Below are 20,812 nucleotides of genomic sequence, written 5' to 3' on the forward strand. Positions count from 1 at the left end.
TTGCCCGTCCGTTCGCGCGAGCCGGACACTCAGCGCACTTTCGTGTCGTGACCCCCTACAGCTTCGCCCGCATCGGCGCGGCGCTGGGCATGACGGTGGCGGACGTGTTCGTGCAAAATCGGCGGCTCTGGGTGCGGCTGCACGAGAAGGGGGGCAAGCGGCACGAGATGCCCTGCCACCACACGCTCGAGGAATACCTGCACGCCTATATCGACGGCGTCGGCATCGGCATTGATCCGAAGGGGCCGCTGTTCCGGACGATCGGCCGCGGCACAAAGGCGCTGACTCGCACGGCGCTGCCGCAGGCCAACGCCTACGCCATGGTGCGCCGGCGCGCTGGGGCGGCTGGCATCGGCACCAGGATCGGCAACCACAGCTTTCGAGCGACCGGCATCACTGCCTACCTGAAGAACGGTGGGACGCTCGAGAACGCGGCCGCCATGGCCAACCACGCCAGCACGCGCACCACCCAACTCTACGACCGACGGCGTGATGAGATCAGCCTCGACGAGGTCGAGCGGATCAGGCTGTAGATCCGCGATCCTCAAACAGGACTCAAGCTGCGCAGCCTTCGGCCAACCTGGGGCGGTTCAACCCCCAATCAGAGGCAGGTCAATCGGATGAGGTGATCCATTGGCGTCTACCTGCGTAGCCGTGAGACAATGAATGCCACTATCAGGGCGCCTAGCATGATTGGGATCGTGAATGCGTTGATCGCGGCGGCGACCGACATGAGAAACAGGCCCACAGCCGACCAGAAGATAAGCACGATGGAGATACCGCCGAATATCCCGGCCATTTTGACGGTTTCGACGGCCTTTTGAGCCGTGGTGGGCGCTACCTCGGGGGATGGCTTTACGCCCCAAGCTTCAAGCTGTGCGTCGCAAGCCTCGCGAACCTGGGTATTTCCAGACTGTGAGCCTGCGATGAGGAGTTCACGCGGGAGCCGATAGCGTGAACACGCATAGTCTTTGCTCGATTCCCCCGCGGCGAAGAAGCGAGCTAAAGGCAATAGATCCGTGCTCCTAATATTGCGGCGGTCATTGGTGTGCCACGTAATCAGTTCCAGATCACTCGAGGACACATCGTGGATGCTGAAGTGCTGGGCAACATATGAAGAGAAAGTGTTTCTGGCGAGAGACATCGCGGAAACGTCATCCGACTTCCGGGCCAAACGTCGCAAAATAGCAAGCGCGCGGTCGGGATCCTGTGTAACGACCGGCATTCCCGTGTTGTCCAGGAGCAGGCTAGCGAGATACCACTCTGCCATTTCTAGGCCCTGGCTCACGGCCAATTCCAGACGTTCGAGCGCTTTGGCGAGATCCACGGAGACGCCGTAGCCGTTCTTGTAGCAATCGTAGAGGATCATGTTGGCCTCGGGCACTGGCATAGGGCCATCAGCGATCTTCAGAATGACGGGTAAATGGAAGCGTGCTACTTCGTCATTCTGGCGAATGTGCTGGCGAATAATTCGTGCTTGGAGCCTCGCTTGGCTAGCGTTCCCCTTTCCCTTCCCCCATGCACTTAGAAGTTGGTGCCGCATTTGGGATTGATGCTGGGTATCCAATGTCTTCTCGCACTCCGTCCAAACAGTGTGTATGCGACCCAGAACCACATTTCGAGCCTAACTGTCGCTCCTATCACAGTTATCCCGATCGTGTCCCCTTGCGTGGTATCAGAGTGCGACACCTTTAGCAGGCTGGCACAGCCTGATGCATGTCGAGAATCACGATTGCTGCTGCACTGTGCCTCGTCCCGAGAGAGGAGATGGAATAGACTAGAATGCGTTGGCGACCGCAAATTTATCGTAACGGAGCAGCCGAGACGATGGTGGATCCAATGATAGTCCCAAGCGTCCGCCCCCAAGCGCGGTAGAGGCGCTCGGCTTCCTCGTGTGTTGTACCGATGGCCATGCACTGTGTGGTATGGACACGGTCAGGGAGATAAATCCCCGCCATGGCCATCTTGACTTGGTACGTTGTGGCACCGCGCTGAATCGAGCCGGATGCTTGAATCATCGGCGCCGGCCGGCCGCTGATACGCTCAAGCGTGACATGTGTGGCGCGGATGCCGGCCATCCCCATTTCACGAAGTGCTTTATCTGCGTCCTCGAGGCTTGGCTGGGCGGAGAAGATTCGGTCTACCTGAGCTTGCGTCATACCTTGGGTATTGGGATGGGGCTGCACCCAAGCGTTGCAGGCCAGCGCTCCGCTTTCGCTGATATCTCTGGCTATGGAGATCTGAAGGCCTAGTGCAGTGTGATCCACGCGGATCCAGTTCCGCGGATGGTAAATTTCCATTGCGGCTTCTCGTGAGCCCGCTTGCACCCAGTCTCGGATATCGACGGTTGGCTGAGCCGAGGCGTTCGTGATGCTGGCAATGATAAGGCCAGATAGGAGTATCAGGAGACGCGCGTGGGTTGTCATGCGTAATCCAGGGAGATGATGCGTCAATCGGCGCGCTACGGGACTCCAGGTCGGCATCGGGTCCCACTCGCGCGCGTGTTCACAGCCTGCCCACTTTGCGTGCCGGTAGCCGATCAACTGCGAGGCCACCTGGCGGAAGGGGGAAGGAAGCAGGCGCGGAAGTCTCCCTGGCCCCTGAGCCATAGTGCCGGAGGGGAAGGTGATCGAGCCGCTGTGGTGGGGTACCAAGATTCTCTGCAACGACGATGGGCACCATCCCATGGTGTCTCTCTAGCGTGCCGATGAGTTCCAGAAGCCACCCTGCGTATGCCCAGTCGCGACCCTTTCCAGCGGCTGCTACCTCCGGGAAGCGGGCAACGAACTTTGCGGCCATGGCGCGTGCGTCGTCGGACTTGGCGTCGGTCCAGCCGAAGTACTCATTCTCGCTGGCAGAGCTGTAGGTTGGCCACTGCCCCATGTCCTCGGGCACGAAGGCGCCATTGAGTTCCGAGAAAGCCTCCTTCGGCGCAACCGTGCACCGCCATGCCAGCGGGTACTCGTAGGGCTGGATGCGGAGGATCTGGTGGCCCATTCGGTGCAGCTCCGAGACCATGCGGATGACGCGCACGCCGCGGCGGATCCATGGGACGTCAGTCTGCATCCCGCCGTGCTCCTTGGTGCGGTTGGATAGCTGCCGCACTCATCCGTCGAAACCTGGAAAGTGGGTCTTCAGCCGCTCAACCGTCGTCCGCCACTTCGGTGCCGTCGGTCGGCAAACGGTGTTCTGGTTGCCGAAGAGGCCTATCTCCTTGATCGCCTTGTCCAGAGGGACCGTAGCCGCCCACCTCACCGGTACGAACCACTCGCAGCGATCGGGGTCGTCAGCCAAGTCCCTATGGTAGTTGGCGCCCTTCAGCGCCTCCAGAGCCGTCACTTCCTCGCCCGCCTCGTTCTTGAGCTTGAAAGCTTCTGCAGGCTCGGCCGCGCCTATCACCTGGCCGACGCCGACAAAGCCGTGGTTGGGTGACTTTACCCAGACCCGGTCACCAGGCTTCAGAAGGCCAAGGGTCTTGCTGTACCAGCTTGCCCCGCCGGCGCTGATGAAGCCGTGGCGCACCGCGTCATCCCAGGAGCGGTTCGGGCCGACGCCGAAGGAGGCATAGAACTCGCCGTTCCAGGGCTCCTTAGGGCCCTTGGGGCCGCTGGGAGGCTCTGGTGGTGCCTCGACGCGGTCCTTCAGCCAGGCGCGGCTCAGGAGCTGCTGGCCGCCCTGCGTGAAGACCTGGAAGCAGAGGACGTTGATGGCAATGCCGCGGTCGGCGAGGTAACCGACGATGCGCTCGGAATCCGCATCCAGTTCGGCCGCGACAATGACGACCTCATGCGTGTGGTTCAGAGCCTCTTCGTCGAGCTCGGCACCGAAGCGGGCAAGGAAGTCCCCGGCGAGGTTCCGCCCCGGGGCGAAGCGCCCGTAGATCGCAGCGATATCTTCAGGCTTCAGCACCTCCACCCAGCTCGCGTAGTCGAGTGCCTGGGCGATGACGTCCCGCGGTGTACGGTCCCGCTTTAGCTCAATGAGGACGAGGGCACCGTCGGGCTGGATGGCAAGCAGGTCGATGATGCCACCATGGGCCGTCCTCTCCTGCCGGCCGATCAGCATCCAGGAATCCGACAGGATCTGCGGCGCGGCGACGATCATGTCCTCGAGTTGCTTCTCGCTCGGCAACACAGCGCGGGCGAGAAGTTCGGGCTTCTGGCCGACGGTCCAGATGGCGTGGTGGAGGGTCATGCGGGCCGACGCTCCGTGCTGTCCTGCCCCGACCAATCGCGGGACATCACCATGACGTCCCAGGGCGTGATCAGGCGCTGGAGCGGCTCGGATCGTTTGCCTGAGGCGGTGACGAAGACCACGCCGACCCGTGTGGTGGGCGTGGCCACGGCCAGGAACAGGGCCAGCACCGCGTCGAGCGGTTGGCGTGGATCGATGAAGCGGAAGGTCTCGGTGTGCTGAGCATCCAGGCTGCAATGCGCCATGATCTCTCCCAGCCGCATGCTGCGCTCGATTATCGGCTCATGCGGTGCCCATAGGCTGTCGAAGACCGCGGCCTCGTTGAACACGCCCCGGACGACGTCGCGCTCATCGAGGATTGGCAGGTGGCTGTAGCCCTTCTCCTTCATCTCCGCAGCGAGGTCGCCGATGCGCTCCTCGGGCGAGGCGGTGCGGATCTGCGCGCGGGAGACCCCGAGCTTCATGGCCGTGGGCGGGTTCTCGATGCGGCGAAGCAACTCGGCGGTTTCCTCCACAAAGGCCGGGCCGATCTGGAAGGGAGCACCGCCGCCGCGGGTTTGCGGGTGTTGGAGGAGGTGGCGCAGGTCCCGGATATAGAGCAGCCGCCGGCGATGCTGTTCGAGGCGGGGATGCCGGCGGCAGGCCTCGTCGATCTCGCATTTTCGAGACTCCGGCAGGTCTGCTAGGCGGTTCAGCGTAGCGGAGAACCGTTCGAAGAGGCCGATGAAGGCGTCATTGGGACTGGTCATGCGGCAAGGTCGTGCTGCGTTCCGGACGTGTCGAGGGCGGCCTGGAGCGTGGCCTGGAGGAGGCGGGCGCGCGTATCCTGCGCCGCAGTGAGGCTGGCTTCGAGGGCGTCGCAGAGGGCCATCAACTCGTCGACCTTGGCGACGATGCGGCGCTGCTCTGCGAGGGGCGGGATCGGAATGGGGAAGTCACTGTAGTCGGCGCCTTCAAGCCGACACGTGCCATGCGTAGATCGCTGAACCTTTGCCAACATCTGCGGCTTGAGACCCTTCAGCGCACGTAGGAGATACTCGGCCATATCAGGATTCTTGAGCACCAAAGCCTTCATATCCTGGTTCACCGTGACAGGAACGCGCGTCAATGCGACTGGGAAGCTGTGGGCAAGGATCATCCCGCGCACGACGAAAAGCACCGCGCCCGAGGGCAGCAAGTTGACAGCCGAATCATCGATGGCGGCGGCAGTGATCGAGAGCTGTGCCGCCTCAATGTAACTCACCTTCATGTCCTTCGGCGAAACCCAGGGAATGTCGCCGTTCCAAAAGTCATCGCGGGTTTTTGACGGTGTCCCTCCGCCCTTGAGCTGTCCGAGGGCGCTGAGCCGCGACCAACACCAACTGGTAGGAAGGACGAATGGTAAGGCTGAGCCTTCTAGAGTTACGCGGTCGAAGGCTGGTGCAGGACCATCAGCTGCATCTTGCGGCACCAGCTTTCCGCACACCGCGAGGTTCAGGATGGTCTGGCGAAGTTGCTTGATCTGGTCGGGGCGGGTGGTGAGGGCGGGGAGAGCGGCGATGGCGAAGCGGGCGTCGGAGGGGAACGTCTCGGGATCGGGGGTGTTGAGGCGGGCGAGGCTCGCCGCCGCCAGCCGGTCGCGCGTCGCCTCCCGCGCCGTCCGAGCCGCCTCCAGCCGGTCGCACAGCGACATCAACTCATTCACCTTGGCGACGATGCGGCGCTGTTCGGCGAGGGGGGGGACGGGAAAGCGAACCTCTTTCAGGTTGGAGGCACTGATCCCCCAGTTACCGACCGTGGTCGCGCAATGAGCCTCGACCTCACCACGGACCAGATCGCTTTCGCCGGCTGCGCGCAGGAACTCCGGCAAGGCGATATTAGGATTTACGCGCACCCGGATGAGCTTGTCGGGGTAGATGGGGCGCAGTCCGAGGTAGTCCGTGAACAGCGTGAGTCGACCCACGAACGCCTTGTTGCCGTTGAAGCGGCAGGCGAGCAGGTCACCTGCTTCCAGCCCGTACTCGCGTCGCGTCCTCTCATCGATACCGCTAATCAGCTTGTGTTCCTCTTCGGCCACGAGCCCGTCTCGGCGCATTGTTCCCGCGCTGATGCGGAGGATGGGCACGCCGTGGTTCGCCTCATCGGGCCGCCGAGAGAAGCCGTTACGGGTGTCTTCACGGAGAAGAGCGCCAAGGGGCGCGTACTGCCAGGAAGCCGGAAGCTCGGACGGTGTCTGCTCGGCGCTATGGGACGCAAGGGGGACGCGATTTTCACTCGCACTCTGAGGCACTAGTTTCCCCCGCACCGCGAGGTTCAGCACGAAGCGCCGCAGCCGCATGATGGCGTCCGGCGTCTCGGCGATCCGCTCATAATGCGCCAGCAGGACCTCGGCGTTCATCGCGCCAGCGCCTCGGCCAGGATCGCCCGGAACTGGTCGCGCAGCCGCGCCGTCTCGGCCTCGGCGGCGTCCAGCTCGACCAGCAGCGTCTCAGGGTCGCCGTGGTCCTCCTCCACCGCATGCGGGTTCTTGATGTCGAGGTTCCAGCCGCGCGCCTTCACCTCCTCCGCCGTCACGCGCCAGGCGCGCTCCGTCTCTTGCCGGCCTTCGCGGGTCGGCCCGCCCCACCAGGCGGCGCAGTCCTGCAGGTGCTCCAGCCGGATGGGCTTCGTCATGGAGTAGGCCTTCTGGCCCTCCGGCACGCGGTGTTCCCAGAACCAGGTTTCCCGCGTCGGCGTGCCCTTTTCGAAGAACAGCAGGTTGGTGCCGATGGAGGCGTAGGGGCGGAAGACGCTGTTAGGCAGGCGCACGATGGTGTGCAGGTTGCACTCCTCCATCAGGTGTTCCTTCAGTCGGGTTTTCACGCCCTCGCCGAACAGCGTGCCGTCCGGCAGCACCACGGCGGCGCGGCCACCAGGCCTCAGCAGACGGATGATGAGGGCGAGGAAGAGGTCCGCCGTCTCCCGCGTCCGGAAGTGGACCGGGAAGTTGCTCTCGATCCCGTCCTCCTCCCGCCCGCCAAAGGGTGGGTTGGTCAGGACGATGTCCACGCGTTCGGCCTGGGTCCAGCCGATGTAGGGGCGTGCGAGGGTGTTGTCGTGGCGGACAAAGCCCGGATCCTCGACGCCGTGGAGCAGCATGTTGGTGACGCAGAGCATGTGCGGCAACTGCTTCTTCTCCACTGCGCGAAGCGCGGCCTGCATCTGTCGCTCGTCCTCCGGCCGTTTCACGTAGCGGTCGCGCATGTGGCGGATGGAGCAGGTGAGAAAGCCGCCGGTGCCGCAGGCCGGGTCGAAGAGGGTGTCGCCCGGCTTGGGGTCGATGCGATCCACCATGAAGGCGGTGACGGCACGGGGAGTGTAGTACTCACCGGCGTTGCCCGCGCTCTGCAGGTCGTTGAGGAGCTGCTCATAGATCTCGCCGAAGTGGCGGCGCTCAGCCAAGTCGTTGAAGTCCACGCTGGTGATCCTGTTGACCACCTGCCGCATGAGCTGGCCGGACTTCATGTAGTTGTAGGCGTCCTCGAAGACGCCCCGGACCACTCGACGCCGGTCGCCGGGCCGGTCGGTGACGGGCAGCTCCTTCAGGGCCGGGAAAAGCTCGCCGTTGATGAAGGCGAGGAGCGCGTCGCCGGTGATGCCCTCCGGGTCCGCCGCCCATGTGCGCCACTGGAAGCGCTCCGGAATGGGGGACCGGTAGCCGGGCTGCATCAGCTCCAGCTCCTGATCCTGATCGTCGATGATCTTGAGGAAGAACATCCAGCAGAGCTGCGACAGGCGCTGCGCGTCGCCATCGACGCCGCTGTCCTGGCGCATGATGTCCTGGATGGATTTGACGGTGTTGCGAACGGACATACGGTCACTTCCAACGCTGATAGATGGCCATTTCGACGTCGCTGACCCGCCACGTCCCGGGCGGGAAGGGATAGGGCGTGGCGTCCTGGCGGAGTTGCTCAAGCAAGGCAAAGCAGTCAGCCAGGAGGTCGCCGTAACCCAAGAGATCGCGGGGATATCCGAGCTTCTCGCTGATGATGCTGTCGAGCACCACGGCGCGCTCAGGATTTAGGAACTTGAGGTGCTTGGAACCGAAGGAGACATTCAGCCCCTTCAGGCTAAGAATCGGCTGGAGAGCATCCTCTGGCGTCGGGCCGACCGACAGTTGATGGGCCTCACGGAAGGCTTTGGCGAGCTGCCCGGGCATGTTGCGTCTCAGCACGCGGCCGCCGACCCCGGCGTAGTTGCCCCAGCCACAGACGCGGCGGACGAACTCCGGCACCCGGTCGGGGGCGAAATCCGAGGCGATGAGCTCCACACCGAGCTGCTCCACCATGGGCGTGTCCGGGTCGCTCTCGCGATGCTTCCGGAGCCAATGCGGGAAATCGTCCGAGGGTATCCAGAGCCGCTCGAAGCGGCGGTCGGTGCCGGCGACACGAGAACGCATGTCAGGCGCTCTCCTGGTAGAGGCCCGACTGGACCTCGCGCATCGCCTGCTCAAAGGCCTCCTTGCCGCCGAAGGCACGGATAAGCTGTACCGGGGTGCCCAGCGTGTTGAGCGGCGGCAGGCGGAGGACTGCCGCGTCAGCAAGGTCGATCAGGCCCTCGTCGGCGTACTTGGCGAGCAGCGCGTCCAGGACCGCGCGTGCCTGGGGACCGAATTTGGTGAAGACGTCCCGCTTCTGGACGTTCGCGGCCCGCTCCCGCCGGGTGAGGGGAGGGCGGTCGAAGGCGACGTGGCAGATGAGGTCGAAGGGGTCGAGGTCCTTCCCGAACTCCTCCGCCAGCGGCTCGAGGGGCAGCCCCTCGGCCTCCAGCTCCTCGATGACGGCCCGCTTCCGGTCCTCGCCCTTCCAGCGCCGGAGGAAGGCGTCGAGGCTGGTGAAGTGCTTCTGCAGGGCCTTCTTGGTGAAGTCCCTCAGGCTCTCGGTGACGAGCTTCCCGTCCTCGTCGAGGTACTCGACACGCTCGGTCACGATCGTCGCGCCGACCCCGTCCACGTAGACCTTTTGGCGCTTCGGGCCACCTGCCGGAATAGAGATGTCGGGCGTGTCCCCGTCCACGACCGTCTCCTCGGTGCTCGGCTCCGAGGGCAATTCCTCCCCATCCTCGTCGGTTACCGGGGCGCCCTCTGGCGGGGTCATTGGGTCGCCTTCGCCAGGCTCGTAGATCTGGACTGGCTCGCCGTCGAAATCGGGGTCGGCGAAGTGATTGGTCGCGCCGCGGAAGTCCATGAGGGTGAAGTAGAACTTCCGGCTGTCCTCGTGGACGCGGGTACCCCGGCCGACGATCTGCTTGAACTCGGTCATGGAGCCGACGGAGCGGTCGAGCACGATTAGCCGACAGGTCTGGGCATCCACGCCTGTCGAGAGAAGCCGCGAGGTGGTGACGATGATCGGCTGGCGGGATTCCGGGTCGATGAAGTTGCCGAGTTGCGACTGCCCCTCGGCGTCGCTGCCGGTGATGCGCATGACATAGCGCGGGTTCGCGTCACAGAGGTCGGCGTTCTCGTTGACGAGGGCCTGGCGCATGCGGGCGGCATGCTCCTCATCCACGCAGAAGACGATGGTCTTCTGGAAGCGGTCGCCGCTCTCCTTCAGGAAGTCGGAGACCTTCTTCGCGACCAGCTTGGTACGATCGTCGATGACCAGGGTGCGGTCGAAATCCTTGGTGTTGTAGATGCGGTCCTCAACCTCGTTGCCCTCCCTGTCGAGGGTGCCCTTGGCAGGGCGGTAGCCCTCCACGTCACGGTCGATATGGACCTTGATGACCTTGTAGGGCGCGAGGAAGCCGTCGCGGATGCCCTGCTTCAGGGAGTAGGAGAAGACCGGCTTACCGAAGTAATCGATGTTGGAGACGTACTTCGTCTCCTTCGGCGTCGCGGTGAGGCCGACCTGCGTCGCGCTGGAGAAGTGCTCTAGGATTTCGCGCCAGGCGGAATCGGCGGCGGCGCTGCCACGGTGGCACTCGTCGATGATGATGAGGTCGAAGAAGCCGGGCGAGAACTCACGGAAGAGCTTCTGGCGCTCATCGGGGCCGGTGATAGCTTGGTAAAGGCCGAGATACACCTCGTACGAGGTGTCGATCCGGCGCTTGCGGTCGATGGCCGTGACGATGTCGGTCGTCGAGCCATCGTCGCGCTCGATCGTCTTGGCATCGGTGCTCAGCTTGGCCATGGCCGGCCCGAAGGGACGGAAGTCGTTGACCATGGTCTGGTCGACGAGGATGTTCCGGTCGGCGAGGAACAGGATACGCTTCTTGATGCCTGCCTTCCACAGCCGCCAGATGATCTGGAAGGCGGTGTAGGTCTTGCCCGTGCCGGTTGCCATGACCAGCAGGGCGCGGTCCTGGCCCTTGGCGATGGCCTCGACGGCGGCGTTGACCGCATTGACCTGGTAGTAGCGCGGCGCCTTGCCGCTGCCGTCTTCGAAGTAGTCCTGCTGGACGATTCGCTCCGCCTCCGGCGTCAGGCCCTTCCAGGCGACGTAGCGTGCCCAGAGTTCAGCAGGGGACGGAAAGGCATCGAGCGCCAACGTCTCCTCTTTCACCGCCGCTAGCCCTGTGCGGTCGTGGAAGACGAAGCCGTCCCCGTTCGACGCGAAGACGAAGGGGATGCCGAGGATCTCGGCGTACTCGAGGGCCTGCTGCAGGCCGTCGCCGACGGCGTGTGTGTTGTCCTTCGCCTCGATGATGGCGATGGGCAGGTTGGGCTTGTGATAGAGGACGTAGTCGGCGCGCTTGGCCTTACCGCGGGTGACCAGCTTACCGCGGACGATGATGCGCCCCTTGGTGAAGCTCACCTCTTCACGGATCTGCTGAAGTTCGTCCCACCCCGCTTGGCGCACGGCCGGCGTGATGAACTTCGAGCAGATGTCGCGCTCGCTCAGATCCTTCTTGTTCACTCGCCGCCCCCCGGCCTCCGGTCTGAGTTTAGGCTCTGGGCGAGGTTCATCGGCCAAAGCGAGTCTTCTATCTCGCCCATTCGTTCCTGCGCGGCAATTATCTGGTCCCAGAGCTCTTCAAGCACTCTCCGCCCTTCGGCAAGGCGCTCCAGGTCCTCCGCTGATGGAATGGGTACCTCCAGCCGTCGGACGTCGGCGATCTGCACGAAGGGTACCGCGGTCCCTCCGGCGACTGTCTGAAGCGCCTTCTGTCCCAATGGAGAGGACAGATAGCGTTGCAGGACCTCAGGGTTCTCGATGGCCGACGAGCGGCGCAGACGCACGACGGCAAAGCTTTGCCCTGGAAGCCACGTCTCATTCTCAGGCGGCTGCTGCGCGACGAGGCCTACGACGCCGATCCGGCCCTTGATGGAGAGGAGGATGTCTCCGGCTTCGAGGGCTGCACGGCGGGCCTTGGCCGCCATCTGCGGGGGCAGGGCGAACGCCTTGTCCGGCTTCATGACGACACCGTCCCCCTGATTGATGTTACCTGCCGTGACCTCGCGGAAGATCGCGCTGTCGGCATCATCCTCAGTTTCAGCGTGCAGGCCTTCCCGAACGGCGTCCTGCCCCTTTGGTAAGGTGACGGCCTGTGGGCGGACGATCTCGGCGATGTCGCCGAGGGCGACCGTCCGCACTTGGCTCAGCGCCGCGCGAGCCTCGCGAGTGCCAGGGTCGAGCACGTAGCGGTCAACAGCCAAGCTGAAGTCGTTTTCGCGGAGATCCCGTTGGCCGACGATGGCTGAGCGCTCGCCCAGCCAGCGCCCCAGCACCGTCCGGGCCAAGTCGGCTGTCGCAAGGCTGAAAGCATGCCGCCTTGGCACATCGTCCTGCCTGGCGTCGACGAAGAGGACCTCGCCTACCGGGTGAGATCCAGGCTTGGCCCGGAAAATAATGGAGGCGTTGACGCTCAACCGCGGGAGGGCGCCGCGCGGGAGGCTCACGACCGCGGATATGTTTCCCGCTGAGGTGAAGAGCTCCTTCGTGTAGCGGTCCAGGGAACTGCTTCTGAAGAGAAAGCCGTCCGCCATGAGGCACGCCATCGGACCCTTAGTCCGGCGCAAGAGCGCGGTGAGGTGGAGCGCGTCGGCCGAATGATCCTTGGGCAGGTAGGGAGAGATGAGACTCGCTTCATAGCGTATCCCCATGGGCGGCACGGCGACCGCAGCCTCACACAGGGTCTCGTTGTCGCGTTTAACGTCACGAACGGGATGGAAAACCTGTACCGAGATCGGGAGGTCATACGCCACAGCCAAGCAGTAGGCGAACTCGGCTACCATCTCGCTGGGGACGTCAAAGTCGACGCGATCTGCACCGTTCATCGCCAGCCGGAGTGCGATCTCAGCCGTACTGTCAAACGCGCAATAGAAAGTCCGCGGGTTGCCCTGTGAGGCTAGCCGACAGAGTAGATCCTGGACCGCATCCTGCGGCAGAAAGAGCTCGCCGGAACGGATGTCCGTGGCCAGTTCGAGGACCACGCCGATCAGCCAGGTGGGAGGGCTGACCGCCCTTCCTTCCGCAGTGGGTGAAGGGAAGATGCCGATCAGAAGGCGCCGAAGGCGCTCCAGGACCCCAGGCTCAAGTTCGACGACCGGCTTCTTCGCGTCCACGATCACCAGTTCGCCGTTACGCTTCTCAAGTTCGATTTCCGGATACCGAAAGCCGCCCTGTGGGGATCCGCGACGGTGTAGCGCAGGCAGCTGAGCAGCATTGTTCTCGCTGGCCTGCAGCGCGGAAACGAGGCCGTGCCACTCATGGGAGGTGAGCTCCCGCTCGGCGTCGAAGAAGCCTACCGGCATTCCGGGGGTCGCTCGCGGAAACCGACGGGCAACTGCCAGCATCTGGGCAAGGACATGCACAGTGTCCCCGGGGCGTACGGCGCTGAACCGGACAGTGTCGAGGAAGGCCGCCTTGAAGGTGACGGCCTGAGCCTTCTCGCGCTCGGTCATGTTAGCGGCGGCACGCCCGGCCGCGGCTGGAGGCTTCGGCACGATAGGTAGTGATGAGTGCTCCATCAGCCTCGACGACAACGATACCGCCTTTGTCGAGCGCCTTGATGACCTGGCGCTCAAGGGCCCGCAGTTCATCGAGCATCCGTTGAAGCGCTTTTTCGCCCAGGACGCGGCGGTCCTGGTCGTCTTCGCCGAAGCGAAGGGTGAGGTCCACAAGGTCCTGGCGAATCCCTCGCTGGGATGCGCGAGCCTTGAAGTGTCGGGTCTTCGCCATGGCCGGATTATCTCCTTCGAAACGAAATTTAGGCGCACCAAACACCCGTGTCAAACAAAAAATCCAATGTCAGGACGTGACACCTGTGGTGGGCTTGTTCGTCCCGAAGGGTGGGCGAATTTTCAACCTGTGGAACGGACGTTTGGGGTTGAAAAACATGCCCCGCCGGGGTCCACTCCGGCCCCGATGACCAGGCCCGAGCCGCGCTTCGTCGCTTACCTCCGTGTCTCCACTGACAAGCAGGGCCGCTCCGGGCTCGGGCTGGAGGCGCAGCGCGCTGCCGTCTCCGCGCATGCCGGCGCGGCCGGCGGCCGCATCGTCGCCGAGCATGTCGAGGTGGAGAGCGGCCGGCGGAAGGACCGACCGCAGCTCGCCGCGGCGCTCGAGGCCTGTCGGGCGCTACGCGCTACGCTCGTCATCGCCAAGCTCGACCGCCTGGCGCGCAACGTCGCCTTCGTGTCGAACCTCATGGAGAGCGGCGTCGAGTTCGTCGCGGCCGACATGCCGACCGTGAACCGCCTCACCGTGCACATCCTCGCAGCCGTCGCCGAGGAGGAGGCGCGCATGATCAGCGCGCGCACGAAGGCCGCGCTCGCCGCGGCGAAGGCAAGAGGCGTGAAGCTCGGCAACCCGCATCTCCTCGCGCGCGACCCGGCGCTCGCCGCGCGTGCGAACGCGATGCAGGTCGAGAAGGCGCGCACCCGAGCCGCCGCCGTGATCCCCTACATCGAGCAGGCGCAACGCGCCGGCGCCGGCACGCTTGCGGAGATTGCGGAGGCGCTGATGGCCCGCGGCGTGTCCGCGCCGAGGGGAGGACACAGGTGGGCGCCAGCACAAGTGCGGCGGGTGTTCCAAGCCGCATGTAGGACCAGGCTGGAGCTCGACATTGAGGCTTTTCGGCGCGCGAGCGGAGCTGACATGTGAGCGGGGCACCGGAGACGACGCCAGATCCAATCCCAGCGAGCGCCGCTGGCGATGCGCAGTCGCGGTCCGGCATTCTGGTCGGGAACTTGGGGGAGCCGATTCGGCTGACGGGTGTGAATCTGTGCGGCTTCTCGGCGGAAGCCGCGCGCGGCAGCGATACCGTCAAGGTGTGGACGAAGCTGGCGCTGACCTCCGACGAGGCCCTCTTCCATCGCCTCGCCGAGAACCTTGACGGGGCGCTGACCCACCTCGTTCAGCAGGCGGGCCAGGGCCTGAACCTCGCGCGCACGAGCACTGTGCTCCTGGTCGCCCGGCCAGACGACACGGCGGACCTCTGGGTCGACACCGCCGCCGTTGCGCTGGACGTTCGCGTCAAGCGGGCAATGCTGGCGGGCACCGTCGTGTTTGAGAACGACATCGCGGACGTCACCGCGATGCGCTTTCCGCTCGTCGAGATCGGACCGCGCGACCGCGTCCTCTGCTTGTTCCGCGAAGCTTGGCGCTTCGCGCTGTGCTTCGACTTCAATCCTGACGGCGCCCTCTCCCTCGATGACTTCGAGCGGACCCTCGGGACCCTCTTCCGAAAGCTCAGATACCGGCACCTCTATGATATCGTAGCGGACGCCGCGGTTTTCGGGCGCCTGGTAGAAGCTGGCTGGTTCCCCTTCGCCGAGATTGTCGGGGCCGAGTTCAAGGCGCTGGCGAACGCTGCTGAGGCAGCCTTCAGTTTCGATGAGGCGGAGAGGGAGCTTCTCGCCAAATTCGACGCCGCGAGGTTGGAGCGCATGTTCGACCGTCGGATCTCCAATCCCCACTTCAAGCCCAAGGAGCGCATTCTTCGGTCGGCGGTGAACGCCTTTAAGGCGGACGATCCTATCGCCGTACTGAAGATTATCCTCACGGAGATCGAGGGGATCCTGGCAAGCGCTCATCGCGCCGCAACGGGGCGGGGTGCAAAACTGCCAGCGTTGCTGGAGTTCGCGGTACAGGCAGCCGAGCAAAAGGCGGGAGGGGGCGACACGCTCTTCCTCCCGGCGGCGTTCGCCCGCTACCTGAAAGCGCACACCTTCGCTAGCTTCGACCCGCTCACCGGTGCAGGGTCGTCTGTGTCCCGGCACGCTGTCGGTCATGGTGCTGCCGAAGCGGAAGCTTACACGCAGACGCGCGCCCTCCAGGCGCTGCTCACGCTTGACCAGATCGCCTTCGGCATCTGAGCCGCTACCGTCCAGCGTTGCCCCAAAGTGGAGCCCATCCTCAGCCGGCGTCGCCCGCGTCCGCTACATGCTCGACGCGGCTCGGTCGCCGCAGCGTAGGGAAGAGGAAGGCGACCAGAGGTCGCACGTCCCGGGGCAGCCGCGTTGAGGGGTCGCCACGCTCTCGGGCGGCCGTCACCTCTCTCTCGCGCGCTGCCCACCTCGCGGGATCACGCGCGGCTGCCAGGGCCGCGCGGTGGCCGCCTGCCTCGACCAAAGCCAGGAAGGCACACACCGCGCCACGGTGGTGGTCGTAGAGGTAGTTCGCGACCTCGACGAGCCGCGTGTAGCCGAAGCCGACGGCCGCGCCCGCCTCGCCGCTCGCGAGGCCGCAGACCAGGCCCTCGACGCGCCAGACGTCTCCTGCAATGCCCGGGGTCGGCACGCCCTCGTCGCCGAGCGCCCCACGCAGGTGCTGCCACGCGTCGTTTGTCCGCGTATCCCGGTCCGCGAAGAAGGCGAGCACCCGCCGACGGAGCCGCGCGCGCCCGGCCTCGCGCTGCCGAGCCTTCTCCTCGGCCAGAGCCCTCTCCTCCGCCTCGGCACGGCGTCGCGCCTCCTCAACGGCGAGGCGCTCCGCAGCCTCGTAGTCGTAGAGGAAGGCCCGCTGCCCGGCCTGGTCCAGCACGAGGTCGGCGAAGGGGACGAGCGCGTCGGTCCAGCCGTGCTCGCCGGCGAGGGACATCGTGCGGTGGTGGACCCGCACCATGAAGCGCCCGGCCTCCCGCGAGGCAGCCGCCGTCGCGCTGTCGACAACCAGCACGTTCGAGTTGTTGGAGAACAGCAGGTCGTCCTCGGTCATCCGACGGTCGGACGGGTCGAAGCGCCGGAGCACCCACACCAGGAGGCCGCCCTCGCCGCGGTAGAAGGCCCGCCGCCGGACCACGACGTCGAGGAAGGTGGTGGTGAGCTGCGCCTCGAAGACGACGCGGAGATCGCCCCGCCAGGTCGCCGCCACGTCTGGCCGGCGCCGGGAGAAGCCGTCGGCTGCGCGCCAAGTCGCCTCTACGGCGACCCCGAAGAAGTCGGGGTCGACCTCAAGGCCTTCGGCGATGAGCCGCTTCGTGTCGCGATGCTGCCAGCTCTCCTGCCGGCCCCGGTAGATCATCTCCCGCAGGTCGTCTTGCGTAAGGCCCTGTCGGGTGACCGCCGTACAACGGCCGTCCTCCCGCTGGTGGCGGAAGAAGACCCGCTTATCCGGCGAGGAAGCGAAGTAGACGGGGACCGCGCAGAGGGCACAGAGCAATCGCGGCGCGCCGTCCCGCATGGCCTCCAGGATTTGGGCGCGGAGGCGGACGTGCTCGGCCCAGCGCAGCCGGCCAATCAGCGCCGGCGCGTCATGGAACAGGCCGGTCCTGACGCTGAGGACCTGCCTGATCTCCGGGTCCTCGACGGGTGGCGTCGACCCGAGTGGGTCCCGGGTGACGTTTCTGATCCCGGGCTGCCGTCCACCGCGTGTCACCGCTTTGCTTTTTCAGGGGGGCACCCCACGTCACTGGTGACCGGGGGTCCATGGTCGCTACTGCATTCTGGCCGAATGCATCCTGCGTGGGCTACGTGCATTCTACTTCGTCGGACACCGGCGACTGCCTCTCCCGCGTCACTGATGACTATCCCTCCCAGTCACGAATGACGCCCGGTACGCCGTTGAGATCACCCCCCTACACGGCCTATGTCGTGCTCTCACAAGATGCGGAGCAACGACATGAGCGAGGAACCTACCCCGGACCCCGAACAGACGGTAGTGGCCTTCCAGCCGAAGGTCGCGCTGAAGGCGAGCGAGAAGAAATGGGGCCTCGACGTACTGCGTCTCGGCTGGTGCCTGCTGCCGTCCCTGCTCTTCCGGGCCCAGCGCAAGCTCAACATCACGCCTCTTCAAATGGCGGTGCTGCTGCAGTTGCTGGAGCACTGGTGGGAGGCCGATCGGGCGCCCTACCCCAGCAAGGAGACGATCGCCCACCGGCTCGACATGAGCCCGCGGCAGGTCCAGCGGCACATCGCTGCCCTGGAGGCGGCCGGCTATGTCCGGCGTCGCGAGCGTAAAGCGGTTCACCGCGGGCAGCTCAGCAATTACTACGACTTCGATGGCTTGGTAGCTGCGCTTCAGCGGATCGCCCCCGAGGTTGCGGCGGCCTACGCGGAGAGCAGGGAGCGGAACCGCGCCGCCGCCGGTCGCGGTCTGCGGCGGGCCTCCACCCCCGTCGGGGGGACCCGCGCTTCCGGGGTTTGACGACAATGACGCCCGCCGCCCCCACCGCCGCCGCATACAGCGCGCCCCTCGTCATCCGTGGGGTGGCCTTCGATCTTGTGCACCTCGACCCTTTTACCTTCGAGGTGGCGAGCAACAAGGTCCCCCGGCCGCTCCTGGTGAACGTGCGCTTCACCAGCCACTGCTACACAGAGGCCTTCGACCCGGCCCGACACCCGGCCGACGAGCCAGCGATCATGGACGGCGTCCGGCGCCGAGCCTTCGCGCCGGACCGCTACACCCTCTCCCATCGTCTGCCTGCGTTGATCCGCGGCCTGGCGGACCCGCGGGCGAAGGTGCACGAGACAGGCGCGCGCCGGAACTGGATGTACTCGGCGGTCGTGGAAATCCCGGCCGAGGGCACACGCTATGGGGTCTTCTTCGAACTCCGCCGTACGCCGGAGGAACGCCGCAAATTGAGCGACCTGGAGCTCGTCGTGGAGAGTGCCTACCCGGCCGACCCAGCCCGGCCGGAGCCGAACATCCTCGGCCCCGTTGGCTTCGCGCTGCTTGCCGGCTCCACCTTCCTCGGCAAGCGCGTCACCACGCGCCGCTGAAAAAGGAAGGGGCGCCCGGAGGCGCCCCATGGGTAGTATTGTCCGGCAACCGCTTCAGCTTGCGCCTCGGCCCGCATTGCACGGGCACGGAACCAGAAGTTCCGCCGGGGGGTGCTACCTCAGCCGGTCCGTCACCCCGCTAGGGTTCATATAGCCCCACCCGCCCTCCAATTTCAAGCATCCCGGGGGACACCCATGACCGGGGGAGCCGGAACAGTGGCGCCGGCGGGGCTTGGGCGGATTCTCATTTTCAATCTCCAAGATACAATCAGCGCCGTGCCAATCCGCCGTGAGCTTCGCCCCCTTTACCCGCCGCACTGGCGTGCGCTGAGCGCAACGGTGCGTTTTGGCCGAGCCGGCGGACGCTGCGAGCGCTGCGGCCGGCCACACAAGGCCGTGCTGCGCTGCCTGCCCGACGGGCGCTGGTTCTGCGAGCGCACGGGCACCTGGCGCGACGGGCGAAACCGTCCCGCACGCTGGCCCAACCTGCTGGACGCGGCACAGGTGCGCACCACGAAGGCAGTCCTCGCCGCGGCTCACCTCAACCACGACCCGCGCGACAACCGCTTGCGCAACCTTCATGCCCTCTGTCAGCGCTGTCATCTACTGCACGACCGCGCCTACCACCGCGCCCAGCGTTGGAAGACCCTCCGCCGGCGATGGGCCGTCGGCGACCTATTTTTCGGCCTCTACACCCCCTGACTGGTGTAGGCGGAGCCTGCTGCGTCGTGGCTACGGAGCCCGGAACGTTTGACGCTGCCAACTCGACACGGCGGGTGCCAAGCTCTCTGGCACATCGCTGCTCGCCCAACGGTCCCAGAAATCCACCGTCCCGCTGTTGGGCTTGTGCGTCGGCTTCGCCAAACGGATGCGGCTCGGGAGCAGGCTGGCATCGCCCACGACGAGCGCCTCGCCGGTGTCCAGCACGGGCAGCAGGTCGCCGTAGCCTCCGAGGCTGTCCGGCAGGAGCCTGCGGATGACATTCTGGTCCTCGCCGTTCGTGAGCCGCATCGCAACCAGGTTGTTGCACTGGCTCAACACCGTCCGGTTCACCTCCGAGGGTCTCTGGCTGATCACCACCAACCCGACGCCGTACTTACGGCCTTCCTTGGCGATCCGCTCAAAGATGCCGACAGAGACCTCGTCCGCGGCGCTGCCCCCGGACCTGTCGGGCACGTAGAGGTGCGCCTCGTCACAGAATAACGCCACCGGGTGGCGCGCGGTCGGCAGCGCCCACTGCTGCACCGAGAGCCCCAGCTTCGCGACGAGGCTGACGATGACGGGCAGCACGTCCGACGGGACCTCTGAGAAGTCGATGATCTTAATGCCGCCCCCCTTGTCAGGTTGGCTCGCCGCGCTGGCGAAGAGTTTGGAGACAAGCCCCTCCAGCCAGCCGACTTCGAAGGACGCCTCCCCCGCTCCGAAGAGGAACGCGAGCCGGCGGTCGGACTGCCTGCTCTCCAGGCGCTGGATCATCCGGCTGAGCTTGCCGTGGAAGTCGCCTTGCTTCGTCGAGCCCGCGCGCGCGCCTTCTACCACCTCGGTATTCAGGCCTGTTAGTTTCTCGATGACATCCTCGATCCTGAACGGGATGGGGCTATCGATCGTGAAGTTGTCGAGCAACTCGCGCTGACCCGTCGAAGTCAGGTGCGCCCTTTTCGCCTCCAGGATCGTCCGCGCCATGACCATCGCCTGGTTCGGCGCGTTCTGGTCACTTCTGTCAACGAACATAGAGATGAGTGCCTCGTAGCCGAGCAGCCAGTAGGGCAGGAAGAGAACATCCCGCCGCGCCGCGCCTGCGCTGTCGAGGTCGGCCGGGCCCGCGACCCGGTAGTGCCGAAACCCGGTGCCTGAGAGTGGGCCGTACTCGCCGTGGATGTCGAACACCACCGCGTTTGCGTTGGGCAACTCCGCGACCTGCTCAAGGATGCGCGCCGTCGCCCAGGATTTGCCGGAACCCGTACTGCCGACGACGACCGCGTGCCGTTGGAAGAACTTGTTGCCGTTGAGGTAGGCCTCCGCCCTGTCGTCGAGCGTGTAGTGTCCCAGCAGGAGTTTGTGGCCGTCGCCAGAGATACTGGAGATCACGCGCATAAAGCGCGTCAGGCGCTCGCCTTCAATTGCAAAGCAGCGCGCCTCGATCTCCGGCACCGTTTCCAGCGTCCGCCGGAACACGTTGCGCTCCGCTCCTATGCGGTCGATCAGCGTTCCGATGAGGGCAATGCGCGCTAGGCTCGCCTCGGGTAGCGCTTCCTCGTCCGTTTCGCCCGCATCGGCGCGTGTATGAGCCTTCGGTTCGACAACACTGCGCGTAATCTTTTGGATGACGCCAATCAGATGCTGGCCTGGCCGGCTGCTTTGCAGCATCGCTAGCCGGTTCACTTGGAGCTGCCGAAGCCGCTCCAGATCGTCGACGCGCACTACGACGGTTGCGGTGTCCACCGACAGCACTGAGCCCAGGGCCTCGCCGTCGTCGAAATCGAAGATGCGCATGGTGGC

19 protein-coding genes are annotated in these 20,812 nt (G+C 65.2%); 6 read left to right on the forward strand and 13 right to left on the reverse strand.

Annotated elements, in window-relative coordinates:
• Window positions 1–533: tyrosine-type recombinase/integrase (locus tag ACTIE5_RS06160; RefSeq protein ID WP_439548827.1), on the forward strand; the 533-nt coding region annotated here is incomplete at its 5' end.
• A gap of 107 nt (window positions 534–640) precedes the next feature.
• Here the strand turns inward: ACTIE5_RS06160 and ACTIE5_RS06165 are convergent.
• The 11 genes from ACTIE5_RS06165 to ACTIE5_RS06215 form a co-directional block, all read right to left on the reverse strand.
• Window positions 641–1,369 carry a tetratricopeptide repeat protein gene (locus ACTIE5_RS06165; protein ID WP_439548828.1) on the reverse strand — a complete coding sequence of 243 codons (729 nt, stop codon included), beginning with the start codon at window positions 1,367–1,369 and terminating at the stop codon, window positions 641–643.
• A gap of 433 nt (window positions 1,370–1,802) precedes the next feature.
• Window positions 1,803–2,426: a hypothetical protein gene (locus ACTIE5_RS06170; RefSeq protein WP_439548829.1), complete on the reverse strand. Its 624-nt coding sequence runs from the start codon at window positions 2,424–2,426 to the stop codon at window positions 1,803–1,805.
• Window positions 2,427–2,505: 79 nt separating this feature from the next.
• Window positions 2,506–3,066, reverse strand: coding sequence for a hypothetical protein (locus ACTIE5_RS06175; RefSeq protein ID WP_439548830.1), 561 nt, complete (start codon window positions 3,064–3,066; stop codon window positions 2,506–2,508).
• A 39-nt stretch (window positions 3,067–3,105) separates the two neighbouring features.
• Window positions 3,106–4,194 (reverse strand): endonuclease NucS domain-containing protein, encoded by a 1,089-nt coding sequence (locus ACTIE5_RS06180; protein ID WP_439548831.1) that lies wholly within the window; start codon window positions 4,192–4,194, stop codon window positions 3,106–3,108.
• Window positions 4,191–4,943, reverse strand: coding sequence for a CBS domain-containing protein (locus ACTIE5_RS06185; RefSeq protein ID WP_439548832.1), 753 nt, complete (start codon window positions 4,941–4,943; stop codon window positions 4,191–4,193). Before ACTIE5_RS06185 ends, ACTIE5_RS06180 begins: the two co-directional genes overlap by 4 nt.
• Entirely contained in the window at window positions 4,940–6,571 is a 1,632-nt protein-coding gene (locus ACTIE5_RS06190) for a restriction endonuclease subunit S (protein ID WP_439548833.1), read from the reverse strand. Before ACTIE5_RS06190 ends, ACTIE5_RS06185 begins: the two co-directional genes overlap by 4 nt.
• Window positions 6,568–8,025: a type I restriction-modification system subunit M gene (locus ACTIE5_RS06195; RefSeq protein ID WP_439548834.1), complete on the reverse strand. Its 1,458-nt coding sequence runs from the start codon at window positions 8,023–8,025 to the stop codon at window positions 6,568–6,570. Before ACTIE5_RS06195 ends, ACTIE5_RS06190 begins: the two co-directional genes overlap by 4 nt.
• A 4-nt stretch (window positions 8,026–8,029) precedes the next feature.
• A complete protein-coding gene (locus ACTIE5_RS06200; protein ID WP_439548835.1) occupies window positions 8,030–8,611 on the reverse strand; it encodes a hypothetical protein in 582 nt (193 codons plus the stop codon).
• Between the two features lies 1 nt (window position 8,612).
• Window positions 8,613–11,066, reverse strand: a complete 2,454-nt coding sequence (gene hsdR / locus ACTIE5_RS06205) for an EcoAI/FtnUII family type I restriction enzme subunit R (protein WP_439548836.1) — start codon at window positions 11,064–11,066, stop codon at window positions 8,613–8,615.
• A complete protein-coding gene (locus ACTIE5_RS06210) occupies window positions 11,063–13,054 on the reverse strand; it encodes an N-6 DNA methylase (RefSeq protein WP_439548837.1) in 1,992 nt (663 codons plus the stop codon). The genes hsdR and ACTIE5_RS06210 overlap by 4 nt, the downstream gene beginning before the upstream one ends.
• Before the next feature lies 1 nt (window position 13,055).
• Entirely contained in the window at window positions 13,056–13,331 is a 276-nt protein-coding gene (locus ACTIE5_RS06215; protein WP_439548838.1) for a hypothetical protein, read from the reverse strand.
• Between the two features lie 186 nt (window positions 13,332–13,517).
• On the opposite strand from ACTIE5_RS06215, the gene ACTIE5_RS06220 reads away from it, so the two are divergent.
• Together ACTIE5_RS06220 and ACTIE5_RS06225 are read left to right on the forward strand one after the other, a co-directional pair.
• A complete protein-coding gene (locus ACTIE5_RS06220; protein ID WP_439548839.1) occupies window positions 13,518–14,255 on the forward strand; it encodes a recombinase family protein in 738 nt (245 codons plus the stop codon).
• The gene (locus ACTIE5_RS06225) at window positions 14,252–15,469 is read left to right on the forward strand and encodes a hypothetical protein (RefSeq protein ID WP_439548840.1); all 1,218 of its coding nucleotides are present in this window, start codon (window positions 14,252–14,254) and stop codon (window positions 15,467–15,469) included. The genes ACTIE5_RS06220 and ACTIE5_RS06225 overlap by 4 nt, the downstream gene beginning before the upstream one ends.
• Window positions 15,470–15,509: 40 nt before the next feature.
• Here ACTIE5_RS06225 and ACTIE5_RS06230 read toward each other — a convergent pair whose 3' ends face one another.
• Window positions 15,510–16,970 carry a DUF6035 family protein gene (locus ACTIE5_RS06230; RefSeq protein WP_439548841.1) on the reverse strand — a complete coding sequence of 487 codons (1,461 nt, stop codon included), beginning with the start codon at window positions 16,968–16,970 and terminating at the stop codon, window positions 15,510–15,512.
• Window positions 16,971–17,213: 243 nt separating this feature from the next.
• Between ACTIE5_RS06230 and ACTIE5_RS06235 the strand changes: the two genes are divergently transcribed.
• The 3 genes from ACTIE5_RS06235 to ACTIE5_RS06245 all read left to right on the forward strand — a co-directional run bounded on the left by ACTIE5_RS06235 (window position 17,214) and on the right by ACTIE5_RS06245 (window position 19,015).
• The gene (locus tag ACTIE5_RS06235; RefSeq protein WP_439548842.1) at window positions 17,214–17,738 is read left to right on the forward strand and encodes a helix-turn-helix domain-containing protein; all 525 of its coding nucleotides are present in this window, start codon (window positions 17,214–17,216) and stop codon (window positions 17,736–17,738) included.
• A 5-nt stretch (window positions 17,739–17,743) separates the two neighbouring features.
• Window positions 17,744–18,313, forward strand: coding sequence for a hypothetical protein (locus tag ACTIE5_RS06240; protein WP_439548843.1), 570 nt, complete (start codon window positions 17,744–17,746; stop codon window positions 18,311–18,313).
• Between the two features lie 195 nt (window positions 18,314–18,508).
• On the forward strand, window positions 18,509–19,015 hold the full coding sequence (locus tag ACTIE5_RS06245; RefSeq protein ID WP_439548844.1) for a hypothetical protein: 507 nt from the start codon (window positions 18,509–18,511) through the stop codon (window positions 19,013–19,015).
• A gap of 30 nt (window positions 19,016–19,045) precedes the next feature.
• Here the strand turns inward: ACTIE5_RS06245 and ACTIE5_RS06250 are convergent, their stop codons facing one another.
• A complete protein-coding gene (locus ACTIE5_RS06250) occupies window positions 19,046–20,806 on the reverse strand; it encodes an ATP-binding protein (RefSeq protein ID WP_439548845.1) in 1,761 nt (586 codons plus the stop codon).
• Window positions 20,807–20,812 lie beyond the last annotated feature (6 nt).

The sequence above is a fragment of the Falsiroseomonas sp. genome (genome assembly GCF_051859025.1).
Taxonomy (GTDB): Bacteria; Pseudomonadota; Alphaproteobacteria; order Acetobacterales; family Acetobacteraceae; genus Falsiroseomonas.